The organism is Candidatus Sulfotelmatobacter sp. (assembly GCA_035498555.1).
Taxonomy (GTDB): domain Bacteria; phylum Eisenbacteria; class RBG-16-71-46; order RBG-16-71-46; family RBG-16-71-46; genus DATKAB01.
Window position 1 is genome coordinate 11,518 of sequence record DATKAB010000062.1, and the last position, 19,851, is coordinate 31,368.

Annotated in this window: 14 protein-coding genes; 10 read left to right on the plus strand and 4 right to left on the minus strand. The window is 67.5% G+C overall.

Annotation, left to right across the window (positions count from 1 at the left end; all coding sequences use genetic code 11):
• Positions 1 to 80: 80 nt before the first annotated feature.
• The gene (locus VMJ70_05830; protein ID HTO90633.1) at positions 81 to 2,711 is read right to left on the minus strand and encodes a choice-of-anchor B family protein; all 2,631 of its coding nucleotides are present in this window, start codon (positions 2,709 to 2,711) and stop codon (positions 81 to 83) included.
• A gap of 222 nt (positions 2,712 to 2,933) precedes the next feature.
• Between VMJ70_05830 and VMJ70_05835 the strand changes: the two genes are divergently transcribed.
• The 5 genes from VMJ70_05835 to VMJ70_05855 all read left to right on the plus strand — a co-directional run bounded on the left by VMJ70_05835 (position 2,934) and on the right by VMJ70_05855 (position 12,444).
• The gene (locus tag VMJ70_05835) at positions 2,934 to 3,878 is read left to right on the plus strand and encodes a hypothetical protein (protein ID HTO90634.1); all 945 of its coding nucleotides are present in this window, start codon (positions 2,934 to 2,936) and stop codon (positions 3,876 to 3,878) included.
• A gap of 56 nt (positions 3,879 to 3,934) precedes the next feature.
• Positions 3,935 to 6,931, plus strand: coding sequence for a S8 family serine peptidase (locus VMJ70_05840; protein HTO90635.1), 2,997 nt, complete (start codon positions 3,935 to 3,937; stop codon positions 6,929 to 6,931).
• A gap of 205 nt (positions 6,932 to 7,136) precedes the next feature.
• Entirely contained in the window at positions 7,137 to 7,565 is a 429-nt protein-coding gene (locus tag VMJ70_05845; GenBank protein ID HTO90636.1) for a hypothetical protein, read from the plus strand.
• Positions 7,566 to 7,695: 130 nt separating this feature from the next.
• Complete coding sequence (locus tag VMJ70_05850; protein HTO90637.1) at positions 7,696 to 8,697, plus strand: hypothetical protein; 1,002 nt, start codon at positions 7,696 to 7,698, stop codon at positions 8,695 to 8,697.
• A gap of 537 nt (positions 8,698 to 9,234) precedes the next feature.
• The gene (locus VMJ70_05855; protein ID HTO90638.1) at positions 9,235 to 12,444 is read left to right on the plus strand and encodes a vitamin B12-dependent ribonucleotide reductase; all 3,210 of its coding nucleotides are present in this window, start codon (positions 9,235 to 9,237) and stop codon (positions 12,442 to 12,444) included.
• A 114-nt stretch (positions 12,445 to 12,558) separates the two neighbouring features.
• Here VMJ70_05855 and VMJ70_05860 read toward each other — a convergent pair whose 3' ends face one another.
• Entirely contained in the window at positions 12,559 to 12,987 is a 429-nt protein-coding gene (locus VMJ70_05860) for a hypothetical protein (protein HTO90639.1), read from the minus strand.
• 182 nt (positions 12,988 to 13,169) lie between these two features.
• Here VMJ70_05860 and VMJ70_05865 point away from each other — a divergent pair, with 182 nt between their 5' ends.
• Positions 13,170 to 13,832, plus strand: coding sequence for a LamB/YcsF family protein (locus tag VMJ70_05865; protein HTO90640.1), 663 nt, complete (start codon positions 13,170 to 13,172; stop codon positions 13,830 to 13,832).
• Between the two features lie 4 nt (positions 13,833 to 13,836).
• Entirely contained in the window at positions 13,837 to 14,967 is a 1,131-nt protein-coding gene (gene cax / locus VMJ70_05870) for a calcium/proton exchanger (GenBank protein ID HTO90641.1), read from the plus strand.
• Here the strand turns inward: cax and VMJ70_05875 are convergent.
• Entirely contained in the window at positions 14,946 to 15,482 is a 537-nt protein-coding gene (locus tag VMJ70_05875; GenBank protein ID HTO90642.1) for a MarR family transcriptional regulator, read from the minus strand. The two genes, cax and VMJ70_05875, sit on opposite strands and share 22 nt — an antisense overlap.
• A gap of 67 nt (positions 15,483 to 15,549) precedes the next feature.
• The gene (locus tag VMJ70_05880) at positions 15,550 to 15,996 is read right to left on the minus strand and encodes a DoxX family protein (protein HTO90643.1); all 447 of its coding nucleotides are present in this window, start codon (positions 15,994 to 15,996) and stop codon (positions 15,550 to 15,552) included.
• A 328-nt stretch (positions 15,997 to 16,324) separates the two neighbouring features.
• On the opposite strand from VMJ70_05880, the gene VMJ70_05885 reads away from it, so the two are divergent.
• Genes VMJ70_05885 through VMJ70_05895 form a run of 3 tightly spaced genes read left to right on the plus strand, consistent with a single transcriptional unit; the run spans position 16,325 to position 19,849 of the window.
• Entirely contained in the window at positions 16,325 to 16,903 is a 579-nt protein-coding gene (locus VMJ70_05885) for a cysteine dioxygenase family protein (protein HTO90644.1), read from the plus strand.
• Between the two features lie 55 nt (positions 16,904 to 16,958).
• The gene (locus VMJ70_05890; GenBank protein HTO90645.1) at positions 16,959 to 17,978 is read left to right on the plus strand and encodes a putative sulfate exporter family transporter; all 1,020 of its coding nucleotides are present in this window, start codon (positions 16,959 to 16,961) and stop codon (positions 17,976 to 17,978) included.
• Positions 17,975 to 19,849 (plus strand): hypothetical protein, encoded by a 1,875-nt coding sequence (locus VMJ70_05895; protein HTO90646.1) that lies wholly within the window; start codon positions 17,975 to 17,977, stop codon positions 19,847 to 19,849. The genes VMJ70_05890 and VMJ70_05895 overlap by 4 nt, the downstream gene beginning before the upstream one ends.
• The last annotated feature ends 2 nt before the right edge of the window (positions 19,850 to 19,851 follow it).

Consider the following 19,851-nt stretch of genomic DNA (forward strand, 5'->3'; position numbering starts at 1 on the left):
CATCCCATGAGCGTTCTCCGGTGTGGGGAGCGGCCTGAACGCGAGTGGGGGCTCGCTGGGTCTCGTGACGCAGGGGCACGCTACTGCACCACGACCAGCCGGGTGGAGGCAAGCATGGATGCGCCGGCCTCGAGCCGCAGGAAATAGAGCCCCGGCCCCGGCACTGCCGGCTTCCACGCCAGCGTCGAGGGCGCGCCGGACGCGATCCAGCTCACGTCCGTGAAGTCCACGCGCCTCCCCGCGAGATCGTAGAGCGCGACGCGTGAGGGCGGCCTGAGAGTCGCCGCGAACGCCACGCGCAGCGCCTCGCCGGCACGCGCGGGGTTCGGCCAGGCGCGGACGCCCGAAGCGGGCGGCGCGGCCGGCGCCACCGGCAGATCGGCGCCGGCCGCGTCGTAGGCGGTGACGTCATCGACCGCCGCCTCGACGATGTCGTCGGGCGGCGTGTCGGCGGCGCTGAAGCGGACGCGCACGCGGTCGGTGGGCGCGACGAAATCGCGCACCGAGATCGAGACTTCCTTCCAGGCGTTCTCGAATCCCGCGTAAACCGTGTCGACCGGCACCCAGGTCGCGCCGTCGTCGTTGCTGAGTGCCACCGCAAACCAGTCGTCGCCGCGCCCGGTGGCGTACCACCAGCGCCAGTAGCCGATGGCCGGCTTCGCCATCCGCGAGAGATCGAGCCGCGGCGAGGTGAGCGACGTGTGCCCGTTGTCGATGTCGGCCTCGGTGAAGTTGGAAGGATCGCTGCCCTGGCCGGTCACGTAGCACTGGGTGCCCGCGCCGGGAGAGCGATCCGCGCCCGGCGCCACGTCACCGTCCGCGCCCGCGGCCACGATCGCCGACAACGCGGCGGCTCCGCCCAGCTCGGCGAGCGCGGCCTTCCGCGCCAGCGCCGGCGGGCACTGGCCGGTGCACGCGGGCAGGTTCTGGCAGCACGGCGGCACCGCGTCGCCGGCGGCGAGGAGCGGCACGATGCCGGTGCCGAGCGGTGTCACGCGCACCCACCGGCCGGTGGTCGCGTCGTCGCCGCTGCCGGGACCGCCGACGGTCCAGCCGCGATCGGTCTCGAAGTCGTCGTGGAACTCGGCCGGCTGGAGCGACAGCGTCTGTCCGGGATAGAGGCCGCCGGCCGGCATCGCGAGCGACAGCGGCACGTAGCCCGGCGCATGCACCGAGAGCCGATAGGCGTCCACCGGCACTTTGCCGAAGTCGAAGCGCCCGCCGGGATCGGTGCGGATCGTGGCCAGCGGCGTGTACTCGAGCCGCACCTCGGCGTCCTCGAGCGCCGCGCCGGTGCGCGCGTCGCGCACCAGTCCCGAGAACGGCGACCGCGCGCGCGGAATCATCGTCAGCAGCACCGTGTCGCGACTGCCGGTCGAGACCAGGCGCGTGGCGCTCGCGTCGTAGCAGCCGAACACGCGGGCGCGAACGGTATGGGCGCCGGGCGAGGGCGCGAACTGAACGATGCCGTCGCTCGGCGTCTCGAGCGAATCGCCCTGGGTGGTGAGCATCACCTGCGCGCGCGCGACCGGCGAGCCGTCGGCGTACGCGACGCGCGCACGGATCAGGCCGTAGTCGCGATCCGGCCGGTAGATGTAGAGCCCGGTCTCGCGGTCACTCGCGATCACGATGCCGGAGGGGAAGTAGGGGCACGCTTCCCACACGCCGTAGAAGCCGCCCGAAGGGCCGAAATACGAGTCGGCGCTCGCGAACTCGGCGGGATGCCGGGGATCGCTGATGTCGAGCGCGCGCACCCCCTCGGTGTAGTTGGCGAGATACAGCTCGTCTCCGAGCACGTGGGCGTTGTGGACGATCGCCTGCGGGTTCGAGGTGATGCCGTTGACGAGCTGGGGATGCGCGGGGTCCGACACGTCGAAGATCTTGAGCGGCTCGCCGTTCACTTCGTCGGTGACGTAGATCGTCTGGCCGTCCCGATCCGGCCAGATGTTGTGCGAGAACGCCCCGGGATAGGTCCAGGACTCGAGCATCGCCGGCGCCGCCGGATTGCTGAAGTCGAAGACCCGCGCGTAGCCGCCGTAGATCGAGGCGGCGTAGAGCAGGTTCCCGACCGGCACGCAGTCATGAACGTAGTCGGCCGCAGCAATCGGCACCGTGCCTCCCGGCCACCACGACAGCTCGACCGGCGCTTCGGGGTTCGCGATCGACAGCACGCGCATGCCGGTGCCCTGGCCCTGCGCGTTGGTGGTGCCGTTACAGATCAGGATCGCTCGCGTGGTGTCGATCGCCACGGTGTGCGAGCGGATGAAGTTGGTGGTGTAGGTGGCGGCGAGCACCGGATGCTCGGGATCGCTCATGCGCACGATCTGCAGACCCTGGCCGATTCCCGAGCCCTCGGTGGTGATGTAGACCCAGTTCCGGTACGACTTGGCCTCGCGCCAGGTCGAGACCGGTCCGGGAATGTAGGCGACGCGGTACGCGTGGACCGGATCGGTGACGTTGTAGATCGCGGTGCCGATCTGGAGCCCGAGGATCGCGTACTCGCGGCCGTCGCCGTGGACGTACGACCAGCACGCCGAGTAGCCGGTCTCGCCGGGCGGCGCCGGGAATTCGTCGAAGTGCGAGAGCAGCGTGAAATTGCGGGTGATCGCGAGCGGGCCGGCCGCGGTCGAGGCCGCCGTGGCGGGCGGCGAGCCGGCCAGCAGCAGGGCGGCGAGCGGCGCGAGGGCGGCGGTGAGATGAGGCAGGCGCAAGCGAACGATCTCCGGGCGCGGCGCAACGGGGTGTGGAAAGGATAGCCCAAGCCCGGGCACCGTGGGTGACCACGCCGTGGTCGAAACCAATTGCGACCGAGCGGAAAAAGCCTTTGAATAGCTGACGTGAATCTCGACTCGGCGAAGTGCTCAGAAGGGTGGCCCAAACGAGGCGGAACTTGCTGTGGACGGCCAAGACTGGCTGTCCAGTGCCTCGGCGTCTTGTCGTTCGCGCTGGCGCTCTGCGGCTGCGCTCCCAAGCCCACCGCGCCCGCGGTCACTCCACCTGTTCAGCGCCTGCCCTACAGTTCGGACTATCCCTTCGCATGGGCACCCGACGGTCGCACAATTGCGTTCCGCCGGATCATCCGCAGCAGCGCCGGACCGCCTGGAATCTACGTGGTCCAGCTCGGCGACCATCATCCCAGGTATCTCTTCCCCGCCAATCTCCTTTGGCCCATGAACGGATCCTTCTCGTCGGATGGCCGCCGGCTGCTGCTCTCGTATGCCCTGCGGATCTACATCATCGACGTGGCGTCGGGGAAGTGGATTGCTCCGTTCTACACGCCAAGCGGTGAGGATTTTCCGGTCTGGACGAACGGCGACAATTCAATCATGTACATCCGCGTCTATGGCGACGTGTCACTGCCTCCGGATTCGTTCGGGGTCCACGCTTACAGCCTATTGGACCACGTGGACCGAGCGGTTTCTTCGGCTGGAGAGGTGCTCAGGGCTTCGGACATCTGCTCGCTGCCCATCGATGGCCGCGTCGCGCTCGAAAACTTCGGGCCCCAGGGCCATAGAATTTTGCTCGCGCGCCCCGACGGCTCCGACCTCGCAACGCTCTTTCAGGCCGATCCTGGCCGACTCATTTCAGACCTCCAGCCGTTCCTCGACCCAGTCCGCGGACGCCGCGGAGTCGTGTTCGGCTACGGACCGTACCCCGCGGTCTTCAAGAGCTACTTTGCTGATGTTTCTGGATCCCCCGCTGATTCCTTGCCAAACGTTTCCAGCCATTTCGACCGCATCTCGCCCGACGGAACGCGTGTCCTGACTGCTGGCCTCGCGCCGGGCGACTCGGTGATTTCGCTGTTCATTCGGCCGTTGCTCGACCGGCTCTCCCGGCCACCCGTTCAGGTGACATGGTGGAGCCCGCCCCAACCTTAGCTAGCCGACGCCTACCGGAGCCGGACTGGCGCTCGGCAGCTGCTCAGGAGGTCGCAATGAAGGCGCCTTTGTTTCTTGCGGCGCTGGTGCTCGCGCTCCCCGCTGATGCGGCGGCACTCTCTTTGGCGTGGCAGAACGGATCCAAGGACATTCAATTGACGGCAGCTGCGGCGTGCACGCTCGAGGTGGTTACCGCAGCAGGTGAGATCGTCCTTCCGGCCTCTTGGCGGATGGTGTTCGCGTGCGACGACGGCCAAGGGAACGGACTTGTAATTTCGGGAATGACGGTTGCGGCGGACCCGAGCGGCGCGGCCTTCGCTGGGGAGGGCGCCGCCATCAGCAATGCTGATTCCATCGCCCACGTCACCTACGAGAACTTTTCCAGCGCTCCCGGGGTGCCATCCGCGACATCCGCCTACTACGTCGCCCGTTTGCCCGCCGCGGCAAGAGCGAAGATTGTCCTCATCGCGCCCGTCGGCGCCGGGCAGAACGAAGCTGCGGTTGATTCCGTGACGGTCAACTTAGGCATCGGCCTCCCTCCCGTCCCCATCATGACCTCGGCGCAATGCGCTTGGTTTGGTAATAGGCTCGCGCTTGCCGCCACCGGGATAGGCCTTAATAACGTCTCCTCCGCTTACCTGTCTTCCAGCGGGCGGGACTCGACTCCTGTGCAGATCCTTGGATCGGCGCTTGGGCAGGTCGCCCTAATGTCGGCGCCCATCGCCCCGGGGCAAGCGCTGCAGTCGGCCGCGCTAACGCTCGAGTCGTCTGGCGGCGTCAGGGCCGCTGCGCAGGTACCAGCGTCGATGTCTCCAGCAGCCGCAGCTAATAGCTCCCACATTGTGATCAGGTTCTTCCCTTACAGGGCATCCCAGACGCAACTGGTAGACGAAACGCTTTCGAGCTTCTCCTTCTCGTCCCCCTCGGCGCAGGACTACCTCGCCTCCGCCGGCGTCTCTGGCCTCATCAGGCTCATACCGGAGTTCGAACATGCAGACACTAACTCCGTCAACGAGCTGGGGGAGCCGGTCCACCTCGAGGACCTCGCCGACATCTACCGCGTGGAACTTCTGCCAGGAGCCGACGCAGCTGCCGCGGAGAGTCTCCTCAAGCTGGACCCCGACCTCATGTATGTCTCCAAGGACCTCTCTCTCTCGTCGCCGTCCTACTCGCCGGCGCCCAATGACACGCTCTTCCCAGTTCAGTGGGGTCTGCAGAATCTCGGCAGCGTCTACTGCGGCGGCGAGTTCGTCGGGGCGCCCGGCCTCGACATCAACGCGCTTGGCGCCTGGGACCTCACCACCGGGCCATCTGAGATCAAAGTGGGGATCATCGACACGGGCGTCGATATTCTACATCCCGATCTCGCAGGCCACGCTGAATATGGTGTCTGCGTCGCAGATGCCTGCAAGGACACCGCAGATGCCAGTGACTATGGCAACCACGGCACAGGCATCGCCAGCATCATTGGAGCGGCCACGAACAACGTTGCCGGGACGGCCGGAGTAGCCTGGAACTCGAGGCTCATCTCTATCCGGGCCGTTGACGACCAAGCTGAGGTCAGCCCGTCTTCCGTGGCCCGCGCCTATGCGTGGGCCGACGCTGCCGGCATCGGCGTTACAAACAACGCCATCGCATCAGCGATGCATCAAACACCTCCGTACGACCCAGACATCCAAGTTCTGTACGACGCGACCTTAAACTCGTTCAACCGCGGGCATTTGCTCGTCGCAGCAATGGGCAACGAGAACGACAATCTGCCGTCGTACCCAGCAGCACTTAAGGCGCAGGTATTTGGGGTCAGCGCGGTTCTCCCCAACGGCCGCCGCTGGGACGACACCCAGATAATGACGCCGTTTGTGTGCTCTATCCCGGAATTGTACCAATGCGGGGGCTCCGTTATCGGCCCATGGAATGACATCGCCGCGCCGGGGGGACACTTCATTGCTGCTGCCAGTTTCGACAACAACTCAAACCAGGAAGGCTGGCTGGTGCCCACGCCGGGCTGCCAGCTCCAGCCGCAATTCCCACCCCCCACTGGCCTCGGATTCGGCGGCACGTCCGCCGCGTCCGCCTTTGTCACCGGTGCAGCCGTCTTGCTGAAGGACTACTGCCCTCAGCTCACAGGAGAGGACATCGCCCAAATTCTTCAACGCACCGCCAAGCCGCTGCCTGAGACGGACACCACCCTGGTTGGCCGAGGCCTGGTCAATGCGCGCGCAGCTCTGGAATTCATTCGAAGGCCCAAGTTGCTGCTTCACCTGATCGCAGACGGTGTTGGTGACCATTCGACTCCGTTTGTCTGCGTTAACCCAAACGACCCCTCGATCCCGTTGCAATTTTATGACGTTCATGCTGCCTATCCACCTTGCCCTCCGCCCCCACCGGATCCGGACTTTTGTCCCCACGACGATTCCTACATTTGCTATGTGAGGAGAATGCAGACGACTGTTACATTTCCGATCGGGTTTGCTGGGACGCCCGCTGTGTGGGTCAGGTCATCAGGCAGCAGGGGGGCTGGTGACCCAAGTTACGATACAACTTGGGGGATAGTGGTTCCGCATTATTCCCTTCTCGAGACGTTGAATACGGGGAGAGTCGTCTCAGTCAGCCCATCTCAGGTGGTCCTCGAGACCAAGGTCTATGAAGTCCACAACGCGCACAATGGCGCGTTGATGTTCACATGGCCGACAGATTTTGGCCCGTTGCATCTCGCGTACACCGCCATTGGCCCCGGCAACTCGGTCGGCGTTGACGGCAAGCCTGCGCGACACCTAAAGGTAAGCGTCATGCCCAATCCAGTCAGAGGCCAGGCGAGGATCCTGCTGGAAATTCCCAGGCGCGGGAGTCTGAGGGCGGAGGTCTTTGATGTAGCAGGTAGGTCGGTAGCCCTCCCATTCAGCGGCGTCGTCGCCGATGGGCCGATGATGCTATCACTTGATCGTAACCGGATGGCTTGGCACGGGATGCCTGCGGGGGTCTATTTCCTATCAGTATTCTTTGACGGAGAGAAACAGGTCAGGAGATTTGTGACCCTTGCCCCAGCACACTGACAAGGAGAGCTGTACGACGGGACCGAAACGGCTTTGGCCGGCGGTTGTGGCGACTTCCGCATCGGTCCTCCTTTGGGCGAGTTGTGCTCTGAGCGGAGAGCGCGTGGTCCGGTTCGAAGTCGCTGCGGTCGCACGCTCGACCGATGCGATTAGGGTGACCGGCGCGGAGCCCGCCCGCATCGCCGTTCCAGGGGCTGAGGCCGAATTGACGGTCGCGGCCCCCAGGAGCGCCTTCGGACTTCTCGTTGGCGGAGGAGTCGGGGGCTCGTGGTATTTCGAGGAGGGAACCGGCTATCACGCGCGCACCTCTTACACCGAATGGCGCGGGCATGCCGGGATCGTAGCGGCACCCTTGCGCTCGAATGGCGTGGCGTTCGAGGTGGCGGCTCTCGCCGAGTACGGCGAACTGCGCTCGTGGCTCGAGAACGCCAACGTTAGCCAATCGGGGCCGCGTGGTTATTTCGTAGGTGGCGGCCTCAAGCTGAGGGCGGTCGGCAGGCCACTGTGGCAACTGAGACCGACGCTGGGACTCCAGGCCGACGTGTTCCGTGCCCATGCTGATGACCCCGAGTCGGCCGCGCGGTACGCTTGGATTGGCACCGGGGCCTCCATGTTCGTGGGCCTCCGATACTAGGGGCTGAGCCTCAACAGAACGCTAAGCCCGCGGCTGAGGCTGCGGCGTCAAGTTCTTCGACAGGCCCCGGGGTAGGGGCTAGACTCGGGACGCTCTCTACCCTGGCCGACCGGGCCCGCACGGAGACTGAATGCCGTTCCAACTCATTCCACCGCTTCGCGCCCGGCTCTCGCTTCTGGCCGGGCTCTCGCTGGCCGTCCTGTGCCCGTGGCTCGCCGGCTGTTCCAAGAGCAGCCCGGCCGCCCCCAAGGTTCCCGGGCCCACCAAGTTCATGGTGTTCTCGAGCGACCGGGGCCAGCCGGCCGGCAAGTACCGCAACTACTTCCTCACCCTCGATGGCGCGAGCTACGCGCAGTACCCGGCCTCGGACACCGTCATCGCGCTGAAGCCCAGCATCAACAGCGACAACACGACGCTGGCCTACGAGGAGGATCCGGCCACCGGCTATTCGTTCAACAAGCGGGTAGTGCTCTACAACACCGACTCGCACGCGCGCACCGTGGACGTGAACGTGAACATCCCGGGCGCGAACGCGACCGAACCCTACCTCTCGCTCGACGGCGCCAAGCTGTTGTTCGTGCGCGACACCCTCGGGGCGAAGCAGCTCCGGCTCTACGACGTCGTGAACCTGGCGTTCATTCCCCTGCCGGGGCTGGCGGGGCCGCCAGGCACCAACGACCACGCTCCGGCCTGCGACGCCCAGGCGCATCGCATTGTGTTCGTGAGCGATCGAAACGGGAACGACGACGTGTTCCTCTACCAGCTGCCGACCACGTCGTTCATCGACATCGCGGGAATGACCTCGCCGTCGGAGGATCGCGAGCCCTGCATCTCGGGCGACGGGCGAACGCTTGCCTGGTCCACCGATCGCAACGCCGGCGACGGCTTCGACATCATGCTCGCCGACGTCAACAGCCTGACGCTCGTGCCGTTCACCGGGAACACCACGTCGGACGAAATGCAGCCGTCTCTGAGCCATGACGGAACCAACTTGCTGATGGTGTCCGACCGGCCGACGGGAATGGGTGGACTCGACGTGTGGAGCTTCAATCTGATCACCAGCACCGCCACCGAGGTCACGAATCAAAGCAGCGCGGGCGCCGACATTCTGCCGGTGCTGGTGTGGCCGTGAGCGAGGCCGCGCACTGCTCCGCTCGCGCAACGATCTGATTCCGGGATCGCCACGCCAGCCCAAGCCCGCGAGGGACGGGGTTCGCGCCACCTCACCGCCGTTTCCCTCGCGTGAATCCAACGCTGCGCGCCCTCTGCCGTTCGAGAATCGAATCCCGCCCGCGAAAATCGAGGCGAAAAAATCCTCTTGCCGGAAGCGGCGCGGCGAGGGATAAAAGCGGTCACCGTCGGTAGTGATCGACCCTCGCGAACCGGCGGGCAGCGCTTTCCAAATCACGCGAACGACGAAGCACCGAGCAGCAGCAGTCGTAGCGGGTCAGCCCGCGCGGGCGTCGAGGTGTCTCTTGCCCTCCTCGCCACCGCGGTCTGGCTGAAGAGCAGGGGGCGCGGCAGCCACGCGTCGGTTCGGAATCGAGACACAGCAGGATGCGCCTGGCCGCGCGAGCGGCTCACGCGTCTCTGATCGGTTCACGAAGCGCCGATCGCCGCGAACTCCGCACGGGGAAGTCGCCGCATCCGCGAGGGACAGGGAGGTCCCATGACGCAGAGTTTGATTCACGACGTGCCCGCCACCGATTCGTCGAACGCTCCCACCACCGCCGGACTTCACGTTCCCCGCCGCTACACGAAGCGCGGCGTGAATCCGCTGGACGAGATTCTGTGGGAGAAACGCCGCACCGTCATTTCGAACACCGACGGCTCGGTGGTCTTCCAGATGGACGACGTCGAGGTGCCGAAGTCATGGTCGCAACTCGCCACCGACATCGTGGTGAGCAAGTACTTCCGCAAGGCCGGCCTGAAGGGCGCACCGGGCCACGAGACCAGCGTGCGCCAGGTTGTGCATCGCATCGCGCACACCATCCGCGTCACGGGCGAGCAGCAAGGCGGCTACTTTGCCAGCGCCGAAGACGCCGAGGCGTTCGAAGCCGAGCTCGCCTATCTGCTGGTGCACCAGATCGGCGCGTTCAATTCGCCAGTGTGGTTCAACTGCGGCCTGTGGCACGAATACGGGATCGAGGGCTCGGGCGGAAATTTCAGCTGGGATCCCGACGCCGCCGCCGTGCAGGTCACCAAGGACTCCTATTCGCGCCCGCAGGTGTCGGCGTGCTTCATCCAGTCGGTGGACGACGATCTTATGTCGATCTTCGAGCTGGCCAAGAATGAAGCGCGCGTCTTCAAGTTCGGCAGTGGCACGGGGAGTAATTTCTCGCGACTGCGCGGCCGCATGGAGAAGCTCTCGGGCGGCGGCACCTCGTCGGGGCTGATGAGCTTCCTCGAAGTGCTCGATCGCGGTGCCGGTGCCACCAAGTCGGGCGGCACCACGCGGCGGGCGGCCAAGATGGTGGTGCTCGACGCGGACCACCCCGAGATCGTCGACTTCGTCCAGTGGAAGGTGCGCGAGGAGCGCAAGGTCGGCGCGCTGATCGCCGCCGGCTATTCCTCGGACTTCAACGGCGACGCCTATCAGACCGTCTCGGGCCAGAACTCGAACAACTCGGTGCGCGCCAACGACGCGTTCATGAACGCGGTGGTGACGGACGGCGCCTGGCAGACCACCTTCCGCACCACCGGCCAGGTGCACGAGACGCACAAGGCGCGCGAGCTGTGGCGGAAGATCGCCGAGGCCGCGTGGCAGTGCGCCGATCCGGGCGTCCAGTTCGACGACACGATCCAGCGCTGGCACACCTGCAAGGGCACCGATCGCATCAACGCGACGAATCCGTGCTCCGAATATGTGTTCTTGGACGACACCGCCTGCAATCTGGCCAGCGTCAATCTCATGAAGTTCCTGGGCGACGACGGCAGCTTCGACGTGGACGGCTACAAGCACGCCAATCGCGTCTTCTTCCTGGCGCAGGAGATCTTGGTCAGCTTCGCGTCGTACCCGACCGAGAAGATTGCGCAGCGGTCGTACGAATACCGGCCGCTCGGGCTCGGCTACGCCAATCTCGGCACGCTGCTGATGGTGCAGGGGCTGCCCTACGACAGCGACGCGGCACGCGCCTACGCCGGCTGCGTCACCGCGATGATGACCGGCGAGGCCTACGCGCTCTCGGCCGAGATGGCGGCCAGCAAGGGAACCTTTGCGGGATACTCGAAGAACCGCGACAGCATGCTCGACGTGATGCGGCAGCACCGCGAGGCGGCGCGCTCGATCGACAGCGCGTTCGCTCCGCGCGAGCTGCGCGCGGCGGCGATCGAGGCCTGGGATCGCGCGATGGCGCTCGGCATCATGCACGGCTACCGCAACGCGCAGGCCACCGTGCTGGCGCCGACCGGCACCATCGGCCTGCTGATGGACTGCGACACCACCGGCGTCGAGCCTGACTTTGCACTCGTCAAGTTCAAGAAGCTGGCGGGCGGCGGCTACTTCAAGATCGTCAATCAGTCGGTACCACTGGCGCTGCGCCGGCTCGGCTACACCGATCAGGCCGTCGATCGCATCGTGCGCTACGCGGTCGGCTCGGGCTCGTTCGACGAGGCGCCGCACGTCAATCGCAGCACGCTCATGCACAAGGGGCTGCTCGACGAGGAAGTCGATCGCCTCGAGAACGCGCTGCCCGGCATGCTCGACATCCGCTTCGCGTTTTCGCGCGGCATGATGAGCGACGAGACGCTGACGCGCCTCGGCGTGAGCCAGGCCGAGCGCGAGAAGCCGACGTTCTCGGCGCTCCCGTTCCTCGGCTACACCGACGAGCAGATCGAGGCGGCCAACGCGCACATCTGCGGCAGTCTCACCATCGAGGGGGCGCCGGGACTCAAGGCTGAGCACTACGCGGTGTTCGACTGCGCGAATCGCTGCGGACCGAAGGGCAAGCGCTTCATCCAGCCGATGGGCCACATCCGCATGATGGCGGCGGTGCAGCCGTTCATCTCGGGCGCGATCAGCAAGACCGTGAACCTGCCCGGCGACTCGACGGTCGAGGACGTCGAGAAGATCTACTTCGATTCTTGGAAGCTGGGGCTCAAGGCGGTGGCGCTGTATCGCGACGGCTCGAAGCACAGCCAGCCGCTCGCGACCGCCAAGCGCGTCGAGAGCGCGGCCGACTCGGTGACGCCGCCCAAGCTGCGCCGCCGCCGGCTGCCCAAGCGCCGCCACGGCTTCACGCAGGAGGCGCGCATCGGCGGTCACAAGGTGTTCCTGCGCGCCGGCGAGTACGAAGACGGCACGCTCGGCGAGATCTTCATCGACATGCACAAGGAGGGCGCGGCGTTCCGCAGCATGATGAACTGCTTCGCCATCGCCGTGTCGATGGGGCTCCAGTACGGCGTGCCGCTCGAGGATCTGGTGGATCAGTTCTGCTTCACGCGCTTCGAGCCACACGGGCGCGTCGACGGGCACGACAACATCCGCGCCGCCACCAGCGTCGTCGACTACGTGTTCCGCGTGCTCGGGCTCGAGTACCTGAACCGCACCGATCTCGCCCACATCATCGACGAGAGCCTCACCGGCCAGCCGCGCCCGCGCGCCACCGATCGGCCGGTCGGCAAGGAGCATCGCCAGGAGACCAACGGCCATGCCGCCGAGTCGGCGCCGGTCGGCGATCCGTTCGCGCCCGCGGCGATCGATCGCGGCGCGCCGGGCGGCAATCGGGTGGCGGCGGTGGCCGGCGAAGGCGGCATCAATCAGCAAGCCTCGAAGTTCTCGGGCGACGCGCCGATTTGCGACGTGTGCGGCCACATCACGATTCGCAACGGCACCTGCTACAAGTGCCTCAATTGCGGAAACTCGCTGGGGTGTTCGTAAGGCGCCCGCCTCACGAGCATTCCGGCCACGGGCGGGAGCGACCGGCTCCCGCCCGTCGTGTTAGCGGGCGCGGAGCGCTGGCAGGAATCGGCCGGGCGCCGGGCGGCGCCCCGATCAGCTCTGCCGGCTCGCCTTCTTCCCCGACTTCACCGACTCGCCGATCTGGATCTCGCCGTTCGCCTTGATGCGAACGTAGACCTCTTCGCCATCCTCGCCGCCGGGCGGCACCGTGCGATAGACGACTTCGCCGTCTCCGGCGACGTCCTTCTGCCAGCCGTGAAGATGCTCGTCGTAGTACGCCACGATCCGCTCGGGGCGATCCTTGCTGCGAAACCACCACGCCATGCCGTCCCACGACGCGCCCGGCCCATCGCCCAAGGAATTGCTGCCCATCTGGTCCATCAGCCTGGCGTGGGGATAGAGGGGCACCAGATCCTGAGCGTAGTAGGCGTCGGGCAGTTCCGCCTTCTGCGAACAGCCGGCGATCGGCACCGGCAGCAGAGTGGCCAGCACGGCGGCACGCACGAGGGTTCCGAGTCGCATGAAGTTTCTCCGGCGGCGGTGGAGGCCGGACGTGCGGATGCCGGCCCTCCGTGGAGTGATCGGCACCATCGGGTCGGAGCTTGAGCGCCTGCTGGCCGCGAATCCGCGTTGACAGGCGCAAGGCGTCCGGCAAGACTGGCCAGCCTCGTTGCCCGCCGCCCACGTCTTCGGAGGACCGCACCGTGCCTCGCTTCGCGACCGCCACGCTCCTCCTCGCGGCGTTGTCTCTGGCCGTCGCGCCTCGCCCGAGCGGGGCGGCCCCGATCGGCTTCCAGGTCGAGCTGCAGGGCGTCGGCAGCCAGCTCGGCGGCAACACCGGCATCGCCGGCATCCACTCGGTGACCGACCTTTACGCGCCCCAGTTCGGGTTCATGGTGGGTGCGACCTACGGCTTCACCGATCATCTGGTGTTCGGCGTGCGCAGCGGCGAGTTCGCCGAGAAGCAGGACGTCACCGATATCGCGCGCGAGGTGGGATCGCTCTCTGCTCCGCTCACCGCCAACGCCGAGCTGCAAGTGATTCCCACGCATGCGCTGCTTCAGTACCGCGCGAAGCTCGCGCGAAAGTTCGGCGTTTACGACGAGTTCGGTGTGGGCGTGTCCTCGTTCAAGCAGAACTTCGAAGTCTTTCGCAGCGGACAATCGTTGGTGCGCACCGCCGCGCGTCAGCTGAATCTCTCGTTCCTGATCGGCGGCGGCGGATCGTGGGATTACCAGACCGCCTTCTCGGTGGTTGCGAGCTTCGACGTGCTGGTGGTGCCGAGCGCGAACGGCGAGGTGTGGTCCGAGGGCCACAACCCACAGTTCTTCATGTTCGCGCTCGGGATCCGCTACCCGCGGCGCTGATCGCATGCCGGCCGCCGCCGCGCGCCGGGGCGCCTGGTTCGCGCCCGAGAATGCGCTTCAACTGCTGCTGCTGTTCGTGGTGCTGGCGCCGCTGGCGGCCGCGCTGCACTGGGGCAGCATCGCCGTGTTCGGCTTCGCGGCGCTGGCGGTGATTCCACTCGCCGGCCAGATGGGCGACGCGACCGAGCGCCTCGCCGCGCGCCTCGGCGCCGGCATCGGCGCATTGCTCAATGCCACCTTCGGCAACGCCGCCGAGCTGATCATCGCGCTGGCGGCGATGCAGCGCGGGCTGTACGACGTCGTCAAGGCCAGCCTCACCGGGAGCATCATCGGCAACGTGCTGCTGGTCACCGGTCTCGCCTGCTGTCTCGGCGGCATCGGCCGCGAAAAGCAGAGCTTCGATCGCGCCGCCGCCTCGGCCAATTCCACGCTGCTGGCGCTGGCGGCGATCGGCCTGCTGGTGCCGGCGGTCTTCCATTTCGTGGCCGAGGCCGCGATCCGGAACGCGCGGCTCGATGCGGCCAGCGAGGCGGCGCTCGAGCGCGGCCTCTCGCTCGAGATCGCGATCGTGCTGTTCGCGGTCTACGTGCTGAGCCTGGCCTTCAGCCTGCGCACCCACCGGCACCTGTTCGCCGGCCCGGGACACGCGGCGACCGAGGTCGAACGCGGACCGCTGTGGCGCCCGGTGCTGCGACTGCTGGTGGCCACGGCGCTGGTGGCGTGGATGAGTGAACTGCTGGTGGGCGCGGTGGAGGGGGCATCGGAGTCGCTCGGCCTCACGCCGGTGTTCGTCGGGGTGATCGTGGTGGCGGTGATCGGCAACGCCGCCGAGCACTCGACCGCGGTCACCCTGGCGATCCGCAACCAGATGGATCTCGCCTTGAACATCGCGATCGGCTCGAGCATTCAGATCGCGCTGTTCGTTGCCCCACTGCTGGTGTTCGTCTCCTACGCGCTGCCGCACGGCGCGATGAATCTGCGCTTCACGCCCTTCGAGGTGCTGGCGGTCGGAATCAGCGCGGCGGTCGCCAGTCTTGTCTCGCAGGATGGCGAATCGAACTGGCTCGAGGGCGCACTGATGCTGGCGGTCTACGGCATCCTGGCGATGGCCTTCTACTTCCTGCCCGCCGCCTGAGTCGCACGGCGCGTTCGCACCGGGGCGGGTTCGCGCTTGAGCTTGACCCTCTCGCCCGCGGTCCGACCGGCGTTGCCGAGTCCGAGCTTCCGGGCGAGCGCGCCGAGCGTTTCCTGCTCCCCGGGCGTGAGCACCGAGTACAGCTCGCGGATCTCGCCGGCGTGCGCCGGGAAGATGCGGCTGATCAGGCGCCGGCCCTCGGGTGACAGTTGCACGCGGCTGCAGCGCCGATCGTTCTCGCTCGGCTCGCGGCGCACCAGCTCGCGCTTCTCCAGATTGTCGAGCACGGTCGTGATGTTGGCACCGCTGCTCAGGCGCTTCTCGCTCAACGCCGTCGGCGACAGCGGACCCAGGAACAGGAGCGTTTCGAGCACTCCGAACTGGCTTTCGGTGAGCCCGGCCGCGTTCACCCAGCGCTCGAGCAGCGTCTTGAGCGTGCCGGCCGCGCGCATCAGCTTGATGTGCGCGTTGAGGGCGCGAACCTCGGCCGGGTTTCCCGAATAGCGGGTGGGCATGCGGTGTCTCCTCGTGGCCAGGGCTGGGCCCGGACGATCGCCCGTCCGGCCCACCCTAGCACGCGCCTCAGTGCAGCAGCCGCGAGAGCCACAGATCTACCGACCAGGCGCCGCTGCCGTGCCAGATCACGACCAGCGCGAGCGCCATCGCCAGCAGGTGGTATTCGAAGCCCTCGCCCTGGTTCTGCCCGTACCAGTTCATGAAGAAGCCGTGGGGCCGATGGACGCGCAGGGTCGCGACCAGCATCACCACGGCAATGCCGAGCGCCGCGAGGCGGCCGAACACCCCGAAGATCAGCGCCACCGATCCCAGCGACTCGGCGGTGATCGCCGCCGCCGTGAGCGGATAGGGAATACCCATGCTGGCGAAGCCGCTGAGCGTGCCGCGCAGCCCGCCGCCGCCAAACCAGCCGAACAGCTTCTGGAGTCCGTGGGGAAGGATCACGAGCCCCAGCACGATGCGAACCAGCGCCACCGCCGGATCGGGGGTGGTGGAAAGCAATGCCTGCCACATGAGCGAACCTCTCGAGCGACCGAGCCGGCGCCGCCCCGATCCGCGGCCTCGGACCCGCCGGCGCAATCGATTCGATGTCGAAGCAATTGCTTCGATGTCAAAACAATTGTCGTGCGGCGCAGATGGTTGATGGGGGGATGCGGGCCGCTAAGTCATTGAAATGCGGTCCGGTTTCTGCCGAATTCCGGTCCGCGGGAAACGATCCACAGTCTTCGCCGCACAACCAGGACAATGGCGCGGGCCCGCCGCGCTCGAGCCGGGCGCGAGAAAAGCGCGTTTCCGGGAGCCGGGCCTCTGCTACTCTTCCTCGCACCAGGAGGGCTACCCCATGACCGTCACACCCCAGAGATCCGCACGCGTCGACGAGCTGGTGCGCCGTCTGGACGAGGCGGTCGCGGTCCGCGACGACGAAGGTCGATGTCGCAACGTGAAGCGCGTGCTCAGCGAAATGCTGAGTGCCGGCGAGCAGTTTCTCGACCCCGCATTCCTCCAGCCCACCCCCAATGTCTACGCTCGCCGCCTGCTGCATCGCGATCCCGCCGGCCGCTACACCGCGCTGGTCATGGTCTGGGATCGCGGGCAGGGAACCCCGCTCCACGACCACGCCGGCATGTGGTGCGTCGAGTGCGTCTACCAGGGCCGGATTCGGGTCACCTCCTACTCGGTGCACGGCGGCGACCCCGACACCGGCGTCGTCCAGTTCCGAAAAGAGAACGAGATCCACGCCGGCCCCGGCGAAGCGGGCGCATTGATCCCGCCCTTCGAGTACCACGTGCTCGAGAACGCCGGCGACATGCCGGCGGTGACGCTTCACGTCTACGGCGGCGAGATGACCTACTGCCACATCTTCAATCCGGTGGATGGCGGCTGGCGTCGCGCATTTCGCGAGCTGAGCTACACGGCGTGAGTGAAGCCGTCGACCGCGCGGAGTCGCGCCGGCGGCCGCGCGGCCGGAGGCACGTTTGAGCGACGTCACCGCGCCGAAGTCCGGCGTGATCGCGCTGCTCCCCGGACTGCTGCTCGCCGCGCTGCTCGCCACCGCCGGTTTCGTGCTCGCCGATCGCCCGTGGGTCCAGCAGCACCTGCATGTCAGCGCGCTCCTCGTCGTGATCCTGCTCGGTATGCTGGTGCGCTCGATCCTTCCGCTCCCCGCCTCCACGACCCCCGGCCTGCGTCTCGCGCAGCGGCCGCTGCTCCGCTGGGCGGTCGCCGGGCTCGGCCTCCGCCTTTCGCTGGCCGAGCTGGGGAAGATCGGGCTCCCCGCGCTCGGCGTGGTGGCGATCTCGTGCTGCGCCGCGCTCGCTTTCGGCTGGTGGATGGCGCGGCGCCTCGGCGTACCTGAAAAGCTCGGGCTCCTGCTCGGGGTGGGGGGCGCGATCTGCGGCGCCTCGGCGGTGGTGGCGGCCGACAGCGTGGTGCAGGGCGAGAAACGCGACTCGGCGATCGCGATCGGCGTGATCACGCTGTTCGGCACCATCGGCATCGTGCTCTATCCGCTGATCGGCCGGCGGTTCGCCATGAACGATTTCGTGTTCGGCGTGTGGGACGGCGCTTCGCTCCACGAGATGGCACAGGTGGTGGCCGCGGCGTTCGGCAAGAGCGACGAGGCGGTGCGGGTCGCGACGGTGGTGAAGCTCGCGCGCATCGCACTGCTCGCGCCGGTGGTCTTCGGCTTGAGCGCGATGATGCGGCGTCGCCATCAACAGGCGGGCCAGGCGCACGTCGCACCGGTGCCGTGGTTTCTGGTGATGTTCCTGGTGTTCGCGTGCGTGAATTCGCTGGGATGGATTCCGGCGCCGGCGCTCGAACAGCTCCGTCGCGCCGATCTGTGGCTGCTGTGCGTCGCCATGGCCGGCGTCGGACTGCAGACCGGGTTCTCGGATCTGCGCGAAGCCGGCTGGGCCCCGCTCACCGCCGGCGCCGTTCAGTGGCTGTTCCTGGCCGCGACCGCCTACGGACTCTCGATCGCCTTCTGCCGATGAAGCGCCACTCCCGCGCGCGCGGACGCTGGCCGCGCGGCGACCGATCCGAAGGCTCCGCCCGCCCGGGCTCGCGCTCGGTTTCGTCCGGCGCGGCGCTCCCGTTGCGGCACCCGCTGATGGTCGTGGCCGCGCTCGCTGCCGCCGCGAGCCTGCTGCTCTCGGCCGGCTACCGTCTCTACGACACCGACCTGTGGACGCTGCTCGTCACCGGCAAGGCAATCTGGTCCGGACGCGGCCTGCCGATGCACGACCAGTGGACCTGGACCAACTTCGGCGCCCCCCAGGTGATGTCGTCGTGGTTGTTCCGCGCTCTGCTCTGGCCGGTCTGGAGCGCCGGCGGCGTGGCCGCGTTGTTCGCGTGGCGATGGGCGATCGAGCTCGCCACCTTCGCGCTGCTGTGGGTGACGGCGCGGCGCATGGGCGCCCGCGGCCCGGGGGCGCTGGTGGCGCTGTCGTGGTGCGGCGTGGTGGCGCGGCTTCGCACCGACGTGCGCCCCGAGGCGCTCGCGGCCCTGCTGTTCGCCGCATCGCTGTGGATCCTCGAGACGCGCCGCGGGGGGTCCCGTGGAGCGGAGCCCGGCCCCGATCACCGGGCGTGGTTGATCCCGATCGCCGGGGTGTGGGTGAACGTCCACCTCTCCTGGTATCTGCTGTTCTTCCTGTGGGGGCTCTACCTGCTCGACGGCCGCGGCGGGCGGCCGTGGCGGCTGGTGCTGCTCGCGGCGCTCGCGCTGTTCGTCAACCCGTGGGGCGTGGCGGCGCTCGCCCAGCCGTTCGAGTTTCTCTTCGTGTGGAGCCGCGAGCCGATCTTCCGCTTCATCGCCGAGCTCCAGCCGCTCGACATGTCGGTGCACCAGCGCGACGGGCTGGTGGCGCTGGTGGGATCGTGGGCGGCGCTGGCGCTGTGGCGCTGGCGGCGGGCACATGCCGCAGGCAGGTCGGGCTTCGACGTGGTCGAGATCGCGGGCGGGGCGCTGCTGCTCGCCGCCAGCGTTCACTCGCAGCGCTTCCTCGGCATCTTCGCGATCTTCGCGGCGCCGTTCCTGGCGCGCGACCTGGCCGCCGCGGTTCAGGCGATTCCACGCGGATTGCTGCCCGCGCCCCCACGCGCGCTGCCGCCGCTGGCCGCGGCGGTCGGCTGCCTCGCGATCGGGATTCCCGAGTGGAGCAATCCCGATCTGCCGCTCGGAATCTCGCTCGATCAGGACGCGCTGCCGGTCGCGGCCTGCGACTTCGTCGAGGCGCACGGCATCCGCGGCCCGGTGTTCAACGACTTCCACCTCGGCGGCTATGTCGCGTGGCGCTTCTGGCCGGACCGCGCCCGCCTGCCGTTCATGACCACCCAGCCGGAGAATGCGCGCCGTGAAGATCGCGACGCGATCGTCCGGGTCGACGCCGATCCCTCGGCGTGGGCCGCGCTCGATCAGCGTTGCCGGTTCGACTGGCTGCTGCTCGATCGGCTGCGCAACGGTCCGGGAGACCACTTGCTCACCACCCTCGACCGCGATTCGAGCTTCGCTTGCGTGTTCATGGACGACGCCGCCTACCTGTTGGTGCGCCGCGCCGGCGCGACCGCCGCGCTCGCCGATTCGTTCGGCTTCCGTACGGTGCCCGCCGATCCAGCCGGCCGCGAAGCGCTCATCGCCCGTTGCGAAAGCGACGCCGCGGTTCGCGTCGCGGCGCGCGCGGAGTTCGAGCGCCAGGCTCGGGATTCGCCGCGCAACGCCTTCGCCGAGCAGGCGCTCGGAACTCTCGACCTGATGGACGGACGCTACGGCGAAGCGCGCATCCATCTCGAGCGCGCGCTGTTCGTGCGGCCGTCGCTCGAGAGCGCCCGCCGCATGCTGGCGGCGGCGCCGGCCGGACGCTGAGC

What these genes read in the sequence shown, in the direction of transcription:
- VMJ70_05840 (HTO90635.1), top strand. Translation starts at nt 3,935, where the DNA reads ATGAAGGCGCCTTTGTTTCTTGCGGCGCTGGTGCTCGCGCTCCCCGCT.
- VMJ70_05850 (HTO90637.1), top strand. Translation starts at nt 7,696, where the DNA reads ATGCCGTTCCAACTCATTCCACCGCTTCGCGCCCGGCTCTCGCTTCTG.
- VMJ70_05855 (HTO90638.1), top strand. Translation starts at nt 9,235, where the DNA reads ATGACGCAGAGTTTGATTCACGACGTGCCCGCCACCGATTCGTCGAAC.
- VMJ70_05860 (HTO90639.1), bottom strand. Translation starts at nt 12,987, where the DNA reads ATGCGACTCGGAACCCTCGTGCGTGCCGCCGTGCTGGCCACTCTGCTG.
- cax (HTO90641.1), top strand. Translation starts at nt 13,837, where the DNA reads ATGCCGGCCGCCGCCGCGCGCCGGGGCGCCTGGTTCGCGCCCGAGAAT.
- VMJ70_05875 (HTO90642.1), bottom strand. Translation starts at nt 15,482, where the DNA reads ATGCCCACCCGCTATTCGGGAAACCCGGCCGAGGTTCGCGCCCTCAAC.
- VMJ70_05880 (HTO90643.1), bottom strand. Translation starts at nt 15,996, where the DNA reads ATGTGGCAGGCATTGCTTTCCACCACCCCCGATCCGGCGGTGGCGCTG.
- VMJ70_05885 (HTO90644.1), top strand. Translation starts at nt 16,325, where the DNA reads ATGACCGTCACACCCCAGAGATCCGCACGCGTCGACGAGCTGGTGCGC.
- VMJ70_05895 (HTO90646.1), top strand. Translation starts at nt 17,975, where the DNA reads ATGAAGCGCCACTCCCGCGCGCGCGGACGCTGGCCGCGCGGCGACCGA.